Here is a 14,635-nt window from a genome sequence, read left to right on the forward strand (position 1 = left end):
TTTCAGGGTCTGCGGATAAGCGTCGGCAGATCGTATAGATAGGCAATTCGCTTGATGGCATCCTGTAGCGGCTCCAGCGTAACCGTCATCGTATGACCGCTCGCATGGATCAGCATGTTGGGGGAAGCGCAGATCGCGACATGGCCTTTCCAGAAGACGAGATCGCCGCGCTTCAGATTGGAATAGGTCGCATCGGGTTCGATGATTTCGCCGAGCGTATTCTGTTGCATGTCGGAATCGCGTAGAACAGTGCGGCCTGCTACCCACATGCACAATTGCACAAGACCGGAGCAGTCGATACCGAAGCCCGATGTGCCGCCCCACAGATAAGGCGTATGAAGCAGGGTTTCGGCGACCCCCACATAGTCCGCCGCATGAGCGCCAATCGGCGCAAGGTGGCTTGCGATCAGCGCCTCACCGCTTTCCAGAAGCGCATATTTCGTTCCGCGCGTTTCTGCTGCGCCGACGATGCGCACGCGTGAGCCGAGCGACAACGCCTTTGTGTGCGGAAAGCGGAGATCAGAGCCGGGATAAACGAAGGTGCGTGGCACGATGACCAGATGTGTTTCGGTTCCAGCGGGGTGCTCCAGCGCGGCAGAGGAGACGTAACCCGTATAGCCGTCGCGTTCTGCCTGCACCCACGACCAACCGTCCATTTCCTCAAAGACACGGACGTGATCGCCGAAAATCATCTGTGTCTGCGGACCGCTATCCATACGTGGTTCGGCGCGCAGATCGACAACGGATGCGGAAACCTGCATCGGCGTTCCGGCGGTAAAACGCGCCGCTTCCACCCGACCGGTCAGCCGTTCATCGGCGAGGTCGGGGCGATAAGCGTTGAGGCGGCGGTCGAGCATGGTCAAAGTGGTAACTCCCTGGCTTTGGCGATCACCAGATCGCCCAGTCTTTCAACATATAACGCACCGGCGACCGTCCTCTTTATTAGCACGTTTCGCCGGTCTTTTTCATCACGATGCCGGGAGACGAGTTCAAGCGCGCCCATCGTGTCGAGCGCGCGGGTAATCACCGGCTTGGTAACGTTCAGTTTTGCTGCGAGTCCCCGCACGGTATGCGGCGGGGGCTCCAGATAGATGGTCAGGAGAATGGCTGCCTGTCGCGTGGTGAGATCGGGCATCTCATCACGCACCTGTTCCAGCGACAGGGTTCTCAGCAATGTCAGCGCCTGCAACGGCTTCAGCTCAATTGGCATCCGGCTCCACCAAAAAGGGGATTGTTTCGGAACCGTTTTATTCAATCTGCTTTCGGTGCTTCAGGCAAGTGGATTCAGCGCGCCGGGTAACGCTCCTTCAAAAACTGGTAAAGAGCGCGAATGGCTTGCGCTTCGCCGCCGACCGGGGAGGCGGGCTTTTCGACCGGAACCCAGCCAAAAATGTCGAAATGCGCCCAGCTTCGATCTTTTTCGACAAATTTGCTGAGGAAGAGCGCAGCCGTCACCGAGCCAGCAAAGCCGTCGGTGGTGACATTGTTGATATCGGCGATCCGTGAGGACAGTTTTTGCGCATAAGGCTTCCAAAGCGGCATGCGCCATAACGGGTCTGCGGTGGCATCCGCGCTTTGCGCAATCGAAGCGGCAAGTTCGTCATCATTCGTGTAGAATGGTGGCAGGTCGGGGCCGAGTGCGACACGAGCAGCCCCCGTCAGCGTCGCCATGTCGATCAGAAGTGCAGGTTCTTCTTCATCGGCAAGCGCAAGTGCGTCGGCAAGAACCAACCGGCCTTCCGCATCGGTATTGCCGATTTCGACGGTTAGGCCCTTTCGGCTTTGCAAGACGTCGCCTGGACGGAAGGCATTACCGGCAATCGAATTTTCCACCGCTGGTATCAGCACGCGCAGTCGCACTGGCAATTGCGCATCCATAATCATGGAGGCGAGGCCCAGCACATTGGCGGCTCCACCCATATCCTTCTTCATCAGGAGCATGCCGCTTGCCGGTTTGATGTCGAGACCGCCGGTGTCGAAGCAGACGCCTTTGCCCACCAGCGTGATTTTCGGGTCGCTTGCCTTGCCCCAGCTAAGATCGATCAGGCGTGGCGCAATAGCACCAGCGCGACCGACCGCATGGATCATCGGAAAATTCTTCTCCAGAAGCGCATCGCCTTCGGTAACGGCAATTTCGGCCTTGTATCTCTTCGCCAGTTCACGAGCGGCATTTTCGAGTGCATCCGGCCCCATATCGTTGGTCGGTGTGTTGATGAGATCGCGCACCAGTGTGACCGCATCGGCGATGCGGCGGATTTCCGCTTCGTCCACACCATCGGGCAGGGCGATACGGATCGCCTTGCCGTTTGCCTTGCGATAACGCGTAAAACTATAGCCGCCTATCAGGAAGCCAAGAACGGCAAGCGCAGCCTCGTCTATCGCGCCGTCAATATGCCAGTCTCCTTCGGGGAGATTGCGCGCAAGCTTTCCGGCCAGAAGTTGCGACTGGCTGCCCTTTTCCTGGTCCCCGGTTCCAAAAAATGCACCCGATATCGATCCGCCTGCACCGGGAAGGATGAGGACACGTCCGGCTTCACCGTCAAAGCTATTGGCCTTCGCCCATGCAATCGCATCGGCGGGAAGGCCGGAGATTTCCAGCCCGCCTTTCGGAGTAAACCAGATCGGGCGGCTTTGTTCGGATTTTCGGGAAAGAAGTTCGACAGACATGATGCTCTTTCTGACCAGTAAGCGATGTCCGGCAAAAGCGCTGGGATTTTGTCGGAAGTTCATAAAAACAAATAGATAGCGTATCCCGAAAAGTGTGAAACGGTTTTCGGATGAGATGCGCGCCAAACAAACAGATAGCGCGATTATTGCCGTGCGAAAACAGAAACCGCAATCGCCTTATTAACCAATCATTAGGGTTAACAGATTATTGATTTAGAAGGAGTCGGGCTTGAGGGTGACTAAAGCATGCTGGATGCGCGACACGCTTTAGCAGGAGAGGCGGGATGCTGAACATTGTTCGAAAAGACGCAATCGCAATACGTCTTGGCTTCGCCTGCATTCTTTCGGCACTCGTACTTTCCGGCTGTACATCGGTCGACCGGACCACGACAGGTTCGGTACGCCGCGCGGCAACGGTCGCCACTTTCGATCACATGAACGACGCGCAGCTTGCAGCCATGGCCGGACGGCTTGGCGCACAATACGAACGCAATCCGAAGGATCGCCAGACAGCGCTCAACTATGCCAATGTGCTGGTGCGCCTTGGCCGCAACGATCAGGCGCTGGCCGTTATGCGGGCGTTGGCGATTGTGTATCCGAAGGATCAGGCCGTTCTTGCCGCTTATGGCAAGGCGCTCGCCGGCGCCGGCCAGTTCGACGGTGCGCTTGATGCCATTCGCCGTGCACAGAACCCCGCTTATCCCGATTGGAAACTGGTTTCCGCAGAAGGTGCCATTCTCGACCAGATGGGCCGGAAGGAAGAAGCGCGCGCGACCTATCAGAAGGCGTTGCAGCTTCAGCCGAATGAACCCTCAATCATTTCCAATATGGGGATGTCCTATCTTCTGGCCGGTGATGCACGGACAGCAGAGACCTATTTCAAACAGGCTGCCGCCGCGCCTGGTGCAGACAGCCGGGTGCGCCAGAATCTTGCCCTGTCGGTCGGCCTGCAGGGGCGCTTTCAGGAAGCTGAGGCGATTGCCGCACGCGAGATTTCTCCGCAACAGGCCAAGGCCAATACGGATTATCTTCGTTCCATGCTGGCCCAGCAGAACTCCTGGAACATGCTTAAGGACAAGCCGAAGGGCTGAGGTCTCTCTTAATTTTCGTCATGTCTGAATGAACGGCGTCAGTTACCGCCGAATAATCCGCCCTGCGCCGAAATCTGGATGAAGGCCGGGCCAAGAATGACGATGAAGAGTACCGGCAGGAAGAAAACGATCATCGGCACAGTGAGTTTCGGCGGCAAGGCCGCAGCCTTCTTTTCGGCTTCCAGCAAGCGCAGGTCGCGGCTTTCCTGAGAAAGCGTGCGCAGCGCCTGTGCCACGGGAGTACCGTAACGCTCCGCTTGAATAAGCGCCTGCGTTACGGATTTCACCGGCTCCAGACCCGTGCGATTGGCGAGATTGTCATAGGCCTGACGGCGTTCTGGCAGGAATGAAAGCTCGGCATTGGTCAGCATCAATTCTTCGGCAAGCTCCACGGACTGAATGCCGATTTCATCGGCCACCCGGCGAAAGGCAGCTTCGGTGGACATGCCCGATTCAACACAGATCAGCATCAGGTCGAGGGCATCCGGCCATGCGCGGCGAATGGATTGCTTGCGCTTGGTCGCCTTGTTCGAAACATAGAGATTGGGCGCATAGAAGCCAGCATAGCCAGCGAAAATGCAGACAAGCAAGCGAACGAAGAATGACTGATCGGCAAGCACGCCGAGCACAAAAATATAGACGGCGGCGATCAACATGGCGCCGAAGGGCAGCACAAAGCGCAGAAACAGAAAGATATTGAGCGGGTTTTGCCCTCGGAAACCTGCCTGTCTGAGCGAAGCAATCGTCTTTTCGTCGGCAAGTGCTCGCTTGAGATCAAGCTTTTCGACGAATTCGCGAATGCCCTGCTTTTGCTGATGGCGCAGGCTGTTGCGGCGGTCGCTTTCCGCTGCAAGACGGGCGCGCTCGCGCGAGCGAATGGCTTCGCGCTCGGTTGCGACGGATTTCATGCGCGATTTGAGCGCGCTGCCGCTCAGAACCGGCATGAGGATCGTTACTACGGTTGCAAAAACCGCAACCGTAATCAAAGCGCCGATCAGAAACTGCGGATCGGTCAGTTTTTGTGTGAGGAGAGAAAACATATCCGGTGCCTCACATATCGAAGTTGATCATGTTCTTCATGATGAAGATGCCGGTCAGCATCAAAACAGCCGCAATGCCCAGAAGCATATGGCCGGTCGAAGACGTGAAAAGCAGCGTCATATATTGCGGGCTCGTCAGATAGACGAGGATCGTAACGATGAAGGGCAGGGCACCGATAATTGCAGCCGAAGCCTTGGCTTCCATGGAAAGAGCGTTGACCTTGGCTTTCATCTTCTTCCGATCGCGAAGAACTTTTGAAAGATTGTTGAGCGCTTCCGAGAGATTGCCGCCAGCCTGTGCCTGTATCTGGATGACGATAGCGAAGAAGTTGGTTTCTGCGCAGGGCATGGAATCGGGCATCTTGCCAACCGCTTCGGGGATTGAAAGCCCGATCTGCTGCGCCTCGACAACCTTCTTGAACTCACTTTTGACCGGTTCCACCGCCTCGCTCGCAATGAGCCTCAGGCCGTCATTGAGTGGCAGACCCGCCCGGGTTGCACGTACGATGACATCGAGGGCGTTGGGAAATTCTTCGAGAAATTTTTTCAGTCTTCGCTTGCGCTTTTGCAGTACGAACCAGCGCGGCAGGCCGAAGAAACCGGCAATGGCGATACCCGGCAGGAAAAGCAGCGGCGCGCCGAAGATCAGCGCGATGAATGTGACAAGGAATGCGGCCACACCGGAATAGATGTAGAATTTCTGCAAGGTGAGATTTAATCCCGCCTGTGCGAGAAGAATGCGCAGCGGTGGATATTTCTGGTTTTTTTCGCGTTGCTTCTGCCGCGCTTCCAGATCCTTGATGTTATCCTGCAGCTGTTTGCGGCGCTTCAGGATATCAGCGTTTTTGTCGCGCTCGCTGCGTGTTATCGCTCGTTCCGAGCCGCTATTGCGTACGGTTTCAAAGCGCCGCGCCGCATGATCCTTCTTGCTGAGCTTTTCGTAAAAAAGCGCATAGAACAAAGCCGCGCAGGCGACGACGGCAAGCACGATGAACATCACAATGCTGGCGCCGGATCCCATCATGCGTCTGCCCTTTCCATGCTGTCGAGCACGGATGCAAGGCGGTTATCCTCGTTGTAGTAGCGCGCGCGCTCCCAAAAGGCGGGGCGACCGATGCCGGTCGAGCCATGGCTACCAAGAATACGACCGGAAGCGTCTTCGCCCTTGATATCGTAGAGAACGAGATCCTGCGTGGTAATGACATCGCCTTCCAGTCCCACGACTTCGGTGATGTGGGTGATGCGGCGTGTGCCGTCGCGCAGACGGGCGGCCTGAATGATGATGTCAACCGACCCGACGATGATCTCGCGCACGGTTTTTTGCGGAAGCACATAGCCGCCCATGGCAATCATGGCTTCCATACGGTTGAGGCATTCGCGCGGGCTGTTGGAATGGATCGTGCCCATCGACCCATCGTGACCGGTGTTCATGGCCTGCAGGAGATCGAACACTTCGGGACCACGCACTTCGCCGACGATGATGCGTTCAGGCCGCATGCGCAGGCAGTTCTTCACCAGATCGCGCATGGTGACCTCGCCTTCGCCTTCCAGATTGGGCGGGCGGGTTTCCAGGCGCACTACATGCGGCTGCTGCAATTGCAGTTCGGCCGAGTCTTCGCAGGTGATGATGCGCTCGTGAGTGTCGATATAGCGTGTCAGACAGTTCAACAGCGTGGTCTTGCCCGAACCGGTGCCGCCTGAAATGATGACATTGCAGCGCACGCGGCTGATGATCTGCAGCAGTTCCGCGCCGGCATTCGATATGGCGCCGAATCGCACGAGCTGGTCGAGCGTCAGCTTGTCCTTGCGAAATTTGCGGATGGTCAGAGTCGGGCCGTCGAGCGACAGCGGCGGCGCGATGACGTTGACGCGCGAACCATCTGGCAAACGGGCGTCACAGATCGGACTCGATTCATCGACGCGGCGCCCGACCTGACTCACGATACGCTGGCAGATGTTCAGAAGCTGCTGGTTATCGCGGAAACGAATGCCGGTTTCCTGCAGCAGGCCGTCCACTTCGATATAGGTCCGGCGCGAACCATTGACCATGATGTCGGCAATGTCGTCGCGGGAAAGAAGCGGCTCCAGCGGGCCGTAACCCAGAACGTCGTTGCAGATATCGTCGAGCAGTTCTTCCTGCTCGGCAATCGACATGACCAAGTTCTTGATGGCGATAATGTCGTTGACGATGTCGCGGATTTCCTCACGCGCAGCGTCTGGCGCCATGCGCGAAAGCTGTGACAGGTCGATCGTGTCGATGAGTGCCGAGAAGACCTGCGATTTGGTGTCGTAATAGCTCTCGGTTTTCTCGCGCCCCTGCGTACCGGTCTGGGCGGTGGATTTTGCCGCAGTGCTCGTTATAGCAGCCTGCATGCGGGGCGGTTGCACTGACGGTTGGGTCGATGCGGACATTGCGGCAGGCATGGCAGGTTTCGGCGCAGCCGGTCGCATTCCGCTTTCCGGCTTGTTTCCCGTATCATTGCCTCTTCTGCCGAACATGATTTCCTGCCGTTACTTTGTCTTGCGTGCAAACTTGCCGAGAAGGCTCGAAATGCCGGTTTTCTTGCGCGGCTGCACATCGGCCCTGCCGGTCACAACATGCGCAATATGGCTGATGGCTTCGGCAATCGGGCTTTCGGGATTGGTTTCTGCGATCATCCGGCCATTATTGGCTGCATTGCCGAAAAGCTGCGGATCGAAGTCGATGGTTGCTATGGGGTCGATGCCGAGCGGTTCGGAAAAATCGGCGAGCGCGATTTCCGGTCGTTTGGGAATGCCCATCTGGTTCAGGACAAGATGCGGCTTCACATCGTTCGGGCGCAGTTGCGCCAGCGTGTCGAGGAGGTTTTTCGTGTTGCGCAGATTGGCGAGATCGGGTGTCGCAACGATCACCACCTCATCGGCGCGCATCAATGTGGTCCGCGTCCATCCGCTCCAGCCATGTGCCACATCCAGCACGATCAGCGGAGAATTGCGCTGGGCAACATCAATCAGTTCGGCAAATGCGTCCTCGCCGAAATCGAATGTCCGCTCCAGGCTCGAAGGCGCAGCAAGGATCGAAAGATGGTCGCCATATTGAACCAGCAATCGATCGAGATAAACCTCATCAATGCGCTCTGGTGAGAAGACGGCATCGGCAATGCCAAGCGTCGGGTCCTGATCGAAGTTGATATTCGCTGTGCCGAAGGGCAGGTCCATGTCCGCCAGCACGACGTCGTGCCGGAACAGGTCGGAGATCGACCAGGCGACATTGTGTGCGATTGTTGAAGCGCCGACACCGCCTTTTGCGCCGATGAAGGCTATGGAACGGCCCAGCGGTTCCGCACCGGGATCAAGAAAGATCGAGGACACGATGGCCAGAATGTCGGCCAGCGAAACAGGCGCGACGATATATTCCGAAACGCCGCGCCGCAGCAATTCGCGATAAAGCCAGACCTCGTTGGAATGACCGATGACCATAACTTTTGAACCGGGATCGCAGACCTCGGACAATTGCTGCAGTTCTTCAAGCAGCACATTGGGTTCGGAAGCCGATTCGACAATGATCAGATTGGGCGTGGAGGCGGTCTGATAGAACTCGATTGCCGCCGCAACGCCACCCATCATGACTTTCAGATGGGTTTTGGCCATGCGCCGGTCGCCGCCTGCGCGCTCAATCGGAATGGCGACGCTTTCGTTCACACAAAAGGCCTGGATTGAAATGCGTGGAATGGGGCGCACATTTTCAAGCATGATCGGCGCGCGGCCCGTCTCGAGGCCCTGTTCTTCTTCCGCCGGTTCGAACGCGAAGTTGCTCATGGCGCCCTCTTAATACTCAGCCTGCTGGCTGCGGGTTTCCTGCCAGTTGTCCGTTTGTGCGGGCGACATTTTCACATAGCCCTGATCGCCGTTGAGGCGCTCCGTCGCGCGGTCCGAATCGATTGGCGACATGACGCGCGGTCCCAGAAGGTCGGCCGGATTGGCGACCTGAGCGGCAAGATTGTTCTGCGACGCGCAGCCAAAATTGGCGTAGTGCTTGTTTTCAGGCGTGCTGGCGAGATCGTCCGGCCAGCGACCGCACGGTGTCGTGCCAGCAGTCATCGCATAATAGCTGATACGGATGGGGGCCGCTGCTTCCGGGTTGTCTACGGGATAGTTTTCGATGGCGATATTGTTCGCCTTGATGCCGCTGCGCCGCAGTGTTGCTGACACCTCTGTGCTCAGTCGATAGGCTGCGGCCTGATTGGATGCACCCGACGGCACCAGGACATAGAGCATGCCGGAACCGCTGCGCCGATAATTGGCGATGGCACCCTGAACGATGCCGCGTTGCATCGGGCTCAGCTTCTGGTCGGCCTGTGCGACCGGAATATCGGTGACCTGCTCCCGCTCGGCAATCGTGATCGGATGGTTTGTGCGGTAATCGTCCGGCAGCGCACCAACAGTAACGCGCTGGCGATTCGCGCAACCCGCGAGAAGGGCCAGCGACAGGGCGATAAGCGCTGGTCGGGCGGAAATCCTGCAAAAGCCTCTGACTGAATATGTCATGATCTGTCCCCGCTCACTTGTAGATATAACCGACGACGCCGTTGTAGCGACCGGGCGGCAGTTTGGTTTCCATCGTACCGTAAACGCGATTGACCTTGCCAAGGATGTATCCCGCGCCATCGCTGGCCGGGTTGAGATTGTCGTCAGGCCGCGCAAGCTGCTGGCGGGCAACAGGGCGCGCCAGATAAGGCGTCACGATCACCACCAGTTCGGATTCATTGCGGATGAAATCCTTGCTGCGGAACAGCGCGCCGAGGACTGGAATCTTGGTGAGGCCCGGAAAGCCTGAAACCGACTGACGCACTTCATCGCGGATCAGCCCGCCGATCATCATGGAACCGCCGGATGGAAGCTCAACCGTCGTATCGGCGACGCGCTTGCGCAACGACAGAACGCTCGCGCCCACGCCCTCCATCTTGTTGGTGGTGCCTGCACCTTCGGTCGTCGGTTCCGAGACGGAGGTTCTGATTTTCAGGCTGATGCGTCCCGGCCCCAGCACGGTCGGCATGAATTCGAGACCGATACCGTAATTGATTTTGGCCAATTGATTGGTGCGTTTTCCGTCATCGTCATAGGTGACGCTGTTGATGACATTATATTCGCCGCCGACATTGAAAGCTGCTTTTTCGCCGGAGATTGCCGTCAGCGTCGGCTCGGCGAGTGTCTTCATCACGCCTGCCGATTCCATCGCCCGCAGATAGGCGGAAAAATTGCTCGTCGCGAGGCCGAATCCGGTATCGGACAGGTTGTTGCCGATAGCTCCGGCAATACTCTCGGAAATTCCACCATAGGAAATGCCGTTCGAAACACCGCCGCCGCTCATATTAACGCCAAGCTGCTTCATGACGGAGCGGCTGACTTCGGCGACGGTGACTTTCAGCGTCACCTGATCCTCGCCGACGATAGTCAGCATATTGACAATGGCGCTTTTTCGGCGGTTTTCGTCCGGATTGTTGATGGCGACGCCGCCGCCGTCGGTGGGGGCCGAGGCCGTGGTTGAATATTGACCAGTTGTTGCTTCGCCACCGGAAACGAAAAGACCGGCAAGTTTTGCAGCCTGCGCCGAATCCTGCGGGGTCTGCACCGTTCCGGTCAGCACCACATTGTCGTTGATGAGTTCGACGCGAATATCGGAACCGGGGATGAGGCGCTTCAGCTGGGACGAAATCCCGCTCACGTCGCGCTCGATTTCGACATCGATGGATGCTACCTGTTCGCCATTTGGACCGAAAACGAAAATATTGGTCTGTCCGACCTGCTTGCCGAAAAGATAGATGCGCCGCGACGTGCGGGTCACCGCATCGGCGATTGTCGGGTTGGAGACGAGAACGTCATAGGCATCCTGCGGAAGATCGAGAACGACAGACTTGTTGAGGCCAAGTTTGATCGTCTGCGAACGCTGCTGGCTGCCGACCTTGACAACGCCGGCTGCCGCCATGGCGGACATATCGGTGAATGGCAGTGAAAAGGCGGCAAGCGCGCTGGCAAAAAGCGCGATTTTTGCGGAATGCGGGCGCACGCGTTTTATCTTTTTCATGAGCGCGGTCCTATTTCTGTGACGCTGCCGGACTTGATGATCTTGACCGTACCGCTGCGGGTCGGCGAGGAAACCAGATAGTCGGCCTGCTTGATATCCTTGTCCTCGACATCCTGTGTCGAGCGAAGCGCCAGCGTCAGGCGATCAGCCATCTGCTGAGCGACGGTGATGATTTCGGCCTGTTCCGGCGTGACTTCGAGCGTGGCGGTCTGGCCGACCATGACCTTGCGGCCCTGTTCGTCTTCCTGAATGGCTTGATCAATGGCCAGAACACGTACGTTCTGCAGCACGGTTTCCGTGGTGAAAGGTGTCAGCGATTTATCGCCATTGTCCGGCTTGCGGCGGGTCATGATGACATCGACGAAATCATTGGGAAGAATGAAACCGCCTGCCGAACTTTCGGCATTGATCTGCGTCGCGACGGCGCGCATGCCGGGCGGCAGGATCGACGACATGAAGCTCTGCCCCGGACCGATGAGCTTGGTCTTGCGGATCGGTTCACCTGTGAAAAACTGCAACCGCACGGTAGCGCCGCTCAATTGATTGATGGCATCGGGTTCGCTCGCGCGGGTGATATAACCTTCGCTAAGTGCTTCCGCAGGCCAGGGCTGCCAGCGCATCTGCGATGTCAGTTCAGCGCCGACGCCAAGATTCTCCGTGGCAACCAGCACGTCTTCCAGTTTCATCTGCGGTGTTTCGGGTGCGACGACAACGGGGGCAGGCGGTGGCGCGGAGAGGTTCATGGCAATATAGCCAGCTCCACCAGCCGCAAGAACGGCCACTCCTAAAATGAGCAGTCGAGCTGATTTCATGATGTGCCCCGCGCAAATCCCCACGTCTCGATGACGTGTTCCAAAATTGCACTGGGAATCGTGTAATTATGGTTAATATAATCTTATTCGAATGAAGAAAGATTGGGAGTACACGCGAGCGTTGCGCATAAAAGCGCTTAAAGTACCCCTGGCAAATAGGCTTTCATCGTTTCTCCGACCGGCGACAGCGGAAATGTCCAGAGACCGGCAGCGCCGAGGGCGATACCATAGGGAATGCCGACATCCTTACGGGCGAGCGTTCCCATGAAGGCATAGCGATCTGCCAGAAGCGGGCGGGGGATTATCCTGTAGAGGATGATCGAGAGTGTCAGTACGCCGCCCAGGATCGAAACCATCACAAGATAATCCATCAGGCTGACATTGGGACCGAACCACAGGGCCGTCGCCGCAATGAGCTTGGCGTCACCGCCACCCATGGCGCGAAGGCAGAAGAGCGAAAAAGTGACAATGAGCGCGATGCCACCGACCGCCAGATGCCAGCCATAATCGGAAAGGGAGATGCCGCAAAGCGGTGCGAGCAGGATGAAACCGAGTGTCAGGCCGATGGAAACGCGGTTACGGATGGTCATCGACATCAGGTCGGTGATCATGGCCGTCACCATTGCCAGAGCGAAGATTACCGTCATGGCTACTGCTGTCATTGCCGATACCCCCGCGTCGCCCGTCATCCTATCATTTGGCCACCGTTTGCACGGAACGGCATTCTGTCGATTAGCGGTTGGTCGCCTGTTCGAACTGTGTGGTTGTGTCGTTGAACTTTTCGCCGACATTTCCGGCCACAAGCGCGACGCCGCTGATAATCATTATCGAAACAAGCGTGCCGATCAGCGCATATTCGATTGCTGTCGAACCGGCCCTGTTCTTCATGAAACGCGTCATCAATGTCGGCATCGCATGCTCCTCGCTGTTCCGGTCGCGCTGGTTTTTGAAATGCGCTTTAAATTCGGATGTGCTCAAGCATAGGAGAGAGGAATTGTGGCCCTCTTAACAATCAGGGTTAATGAAGTGTTTCAGTGCTTTCCGGGGTGCGGCAACCGCGCGATTGGTTAATCTTTGGCGAATTGCGGGCGTGCCATGCAAGGAAGGGTAGAGACTTAATTCTTCCTTCACCAATCCTGTTCATTCTTTACTCATTATATTGATGGGGCTTCATGAGCTTGGCCCATTATATCAGCGGGGGAATGTCGCGTGGCGCGTCGTTTGTTTTCTTTGGGTGGCTTCGGCATGATGCCTGCCATGGGCATTGCGTTCACGGCAGTTTTTGCTGCTGCACCTGCGTTTGCGGAAGAATATATTGCCCTTGAAACAAGCCAGGCGCGCATTTTGCGGCTGGCGCGTCCTGCTGACAGCGTGGTGATCGGGAACCCGTCGATTGCCGATGCGGTTGTTCAGGATGCACAGACCATCGTTCTGACCGGCAAGGATTTCGGCGTCACCAATATTGTCGTCATGGATAAACAGGGCGAACCGATCCTCGACCGTGAACTGGTTGTTTCCCGCAATGCACGCGGAACGACGCGGATTTATCGTCAGGCTGACGTGCAAACGCTTTCCTGCACGCCCTATTGTGAAAAAGCCTCGACCAAGAACGGTTTTGACGACAAATAGCGATAATCGCGCATGAGCCATTGCTTCCGTTAATACTCTTTCAGGTTGTCCTGTTGTAACGATACGCCCCATCGAATTCAGAAAGAATTGGGTGGGGTATGACATTGGGGCTTTTGGCGCGTCACCTTGCGCAGGTAGGCGTAAGCCTGCGCCGTTTCGTCCGTGCACAAAATGGCGTGGCGGCGGTGGAATTTGCGTTGCTCATCTTTCCATTCCTGCTCATCGTCTTTGCGACGATTGAGGTCGGCATGAGTTTTACTGCGCGTCAGGTCATATCCAACGCGACGGAGACGGTGGCGCGCAGATTGCAGACGGGCCAGATCAGGGGGACTGCGATAAGCGAAGAAGCCCTGCGCAAGGAACTCTGCCAGCAGATGCAGTTCATGGTCGCGTCCGGCTGTCCCAATCTTTCGTTCAACCTTGGAACCTATGAAGGGTTCGGCAGGGTTCCAGCGGACAAGATTCTCGATGACGAGGGCAGGCTCACGTGGACAGGCATTACCGGGACGAGCGGGACATCAACGATCAACCAGCTCAATGTGGTGTATGCGTGGCCCGTGTTGACGAACATCCTTTATCTGATCGAAAGTCCACGTGCTGCAGGCGGCACCATGCCGCTTTTTGCGACGCTTACCTGGCAGAATGAACCCTTCCCGAACTAGAACAACCGACGTGCACCCGAAAAGCGTCTCTAACTTTTCGAGATGCACTCCAGAGCGATCAATTGTCATGCGTAACTATCTTCGGAAATTTCTGAGTGACCGGCGCGGCCTGGGAGCGGTTGAGTTCGCACTTATCGCGCCCCTTCTGCTTCTGATTTATCTTGGCTCCGCCGATCTTGCCGACGGGTTCGATACGAACAAGAAAGTGTCGCGCTCGGCGAGCAGTCTCGCCGATCTGGTTGCTCGCCAATTGTCGGTCACGAAGAATGATCTGGACGACATGTTCAATATCGGTCGCGCTTCGCTTCTGCCCTATGGCCGAAGCGACCCGAAGATAAGGATCACCGCACTCAGGATCGACGGCACGGAGAAGGCAGGCAACCTGACGCCGAAGGTCGATTGGTCCTATGCCAATATCGCGGATTTTGCGGCGAAGAAGGATGCTGTCGGCAATCTTCCGGCAAGTCTCGTGGGTGAAGGCTCCTATTTCATCAGGGTCGATGTCGAACTTGACTACAAGCCGCTCAATGCATGGATTTCCACCAGCATTCCGATGAGCGAAACCTATTATCTGGCGCCGCGCTATACGAACACGATCCCCTGCACCAATTGCTGAGCATCTTGGCATTGCCGACAAAACTGAACATATAAGGGCAAAGCCAATGCATGG

16 protein-coding genes are annotated in these 14,635 nt (G+C 56.9%); 4 read left to right on the plus strand and 12 right to left on the minus strand.

Going from position 1 to position 14,635, the window contains the following annotated elements; all coding sequences use genetic code 11:
• Nucleotides 1-2: 2 nt before the first annotated feature.
• From F9K94_RS11345 to F9K94_RS11355, 3 genes are all read right to left on the minus strand, one after another.
• On the minus strand, nucleotides 3-857 hold the full coding sequence (locus F9K94_RS11345; RefSeq protein WP_192799506.1) for a C40 family peptidase: 855 nt from the start codon (nucleotides 855-857) through the stop codon (nucleotides 3-5).
• Nucleotides 858-859: 2 nt separating this feature from the next.
• A complete protein-coding gene (locus tag F9K94_RS11350) occupies nucleotides 860-1,210 on the minus strand; it encodes a MarR family transcriptional regulator (RefSeq protein WP_061344692.1) in 351 nt (116 codons plus the stop codon).
• A 74-nt stretch (nucleotides 1,211-1,284) separates the two neighbouring features.
• Nucleotides 1,285-2,667, minus strand: coding sequence for a leucyl aminopeptidase family protein (locus tag F9K94_RS11355; protein WP_151645696.1), 1,383 nt, complete (start codon nucleotides 2,665-2,667; stop codon nucleotides 1,285-1,287).
• Between the two features lie 284 nt (nucleotides 2,668-2,951).
• Here F9K94_RS11355 and F9K94_RS11360 point away from each other — a divergent pair, with 284 nt between their 5' ends.
• Nucleotides 2,952-3,758: a tetratricopeptide repeat protein gene (locus tag F9K94_RS11360; protein ID WP_151645698.1), complete on the plus strand. Its 807-nt coding sequence runs from the start codon at nucleotides 2,952-2,954 to the stop codon at nucleotides 3,756-3,758.
• 38 nt (nucleotides 3,759-3,796) lie between these two features.
• Here the strand turns inward: F9K94_RS11360 and F9K94_RS11365 are convergent, their stop codons facing one another.
• The 9 genes from F9K94_RS11365 to F9K94_RS11405 form a co-directional block, all read right to left on the minus strand.
• Nucleotides 3,797-4,798: a type II secretion system F family protein gene (locus F9K94_RS11365; RefSeq protein ID WP_151555301.1), complete on the minus strand. Its 1,002-nt coding sequence runs from the start codon at nucleotides 4,796-4,798 to the stop codon at nucleotides 3,797-3,799.
• A gap of 10 nt (nucleotides 4,799-4,808) precedes the next feature.
• Nucleotides 4,809-5,822, minus strand: coding sequence for a type II secretion system F family protein (locus F9K94_RS11370; protein WP_151645700.1), 1,014 nt, complete (start codon nucleotides 5,820-5,822; stop codon nucleotides 4,809-4,811).
• Entirely contained in the window at nucleotides 5,819-7,297 is a 1,479-nt protein-coding gene (locus tag F9K94_RS11375; protein ID WP_151645702.1) for a CpaF family protein, read from the minus strand. The genes F9K94_RS11370 and F9K94_RS11375 overlap by 4 nt, the downstream gene beginning before the upstream one ends.
• A gap of 12 nt (nucleotides 7,298-7,309) precedes the next feature.
• Nucleotides 7,310-8,596 carry an AAA family ATPase gene (locus tag F9K94_RS11380; protein ID WP_061344697.1) on the minus strand — a complete coding sequence of 429 codons (1,287 nt, stop codon included), beginning with the start codon at nucleotides 8,594-8,596 and terminating at the stop codon, nucleotides 7,310-7,312.
• A 9-nt stretch (nucleotides 8,597-8,605) separates the two neighbouring features.
• Entirely contained in the window at nucleotides 8,606-9,325 is a 720-nt protein-coding gene (locus F9K94_RS11385) for a CpaD family pilus assembly protein (protein WP_151645704.1), read from the minus strand.
• 13 nt (nucleotides 9,326-9,338) lie between these two features.
• Nucleotides 9,339-10,862 carry a type II and III secretion system protein family protein gene (locus F9K94_RS11390; protein ID WP_151645706.1) on the minus strand — a complete coding sequence of 508 codons (1,524 nt, stop codon included), beginning with the start codon at nucleotides 10,860-10,862 and terminating at the stop codon, nucleotides 9,339-9,341.
• Nucleotides 10,859-11,674, minus strand: a complete 816-nt coding sequence (gene cpaB / locus F9K94_RS11395) for a Flp pilus assembly protein CpaB (RefSeq protein ID WP_151645708.1) — start codon at nucleotides 11,672-11,674, stop codon at nucleotides 10,859-10,861. The genes F9K94_RS11390 and cpaB overlap by 4 nt, the downstream gene beginning before the upstream one ends.
• A gap of 137 nt (nucleotides 11,675-11,811) precedes the next feature.
• The gene (locus tag F9K94_RS11400; protein ID WP_235920612.1) at nucleotides 11,812-12,336 is read right to left on the minus strand and encodes an A24 family peptidase; all 525 of its coding nucleotides are present in this window, start codon (nucleotides 12,334-12,336) and stop codon (nucleotides 11,812-11,814) included.
• A gap of 70 nt (nucleotides 12,337-12,406) precedes the next feature.
• Complete coding sequence (locus F9K94_RS11405; RefSeq protein ID WP_061344702.1) at nucleotides 12,407-12,586, minus strand: Flp family type IVb pilin; 180 nt, start codon at nucleotides 12,584-12,586, stop codon at nucleotides 12,407-12,409.
• A 297-nt stretch (nucleotides 12,587-12,883) separates the two neighbouring features.
• Here F9K94_RS11405 and F9K94_RS11410 point away from each other — a divergent pair, with 297 nt between their 5' ends.
• The 3 genes from F9K94_RS11410 to F9K94_RS11420 all read left to right on the plus strand — a co-directional run bounded on the left by F9K94_RS11410 (nucleotide 12,884) and on the right by F9K94_RS11420 (nucleotide 14,581).
• Nucleotides 12,884-13,303: a pilus assembly protein N-terminal domain-containing protein gene (locus F9K94_RS11410; RefSeq protein WP_151645712.1), complete on the plus strand. Its 420-nt coding sequence runs from the start codon at nucleotides 12,884-12,886 to the stop codon at nucleotides 13,301-13,303.
• Nucleotides 13,304-13,401: 98 nt separating this feature from the next.
• Nucleotides 13,402-13,965: a TadE/TadG family type IV pilus assembly protein gene (locus F9K94_RS11415; protein ID WP_151645714.1), complete on the plus strand. Its 564-nt coding sequence runs from the start codon at nucleotides 13,402-13,404 to the stop codon at nucleotides 13,963-13,965.
• Between the two features lie 67 nt (nucleotides 13,966-14,032).
• Nucleotides 14,033-14,581 carry a TadE/TadG family type IV pilus assembly protein gene (locus tag F9K94_RS11420; RefSeq protein ID WP_061344705.1) on the plus strand — a complete coding sequence of 183 codons (549 nt, stop codon included), beginning with the start codon at nucleotides 14,033-14,035 and terminating at the stop codon, nucleotides 14,579-14,581.
• The last annotated feature ends 54 nt before the right edge of the window (nucleotides 14,582-14,635 follow it).

This window comes from Brucella tritici (assembly GCF_008932285.1).
Taxonomy (GTDB): Bacteria; Pseudomonadota; Alphaproteobacteria; order Rhizobiales; family Rhizobiaceae; genus Brucella; species Brucella tritici.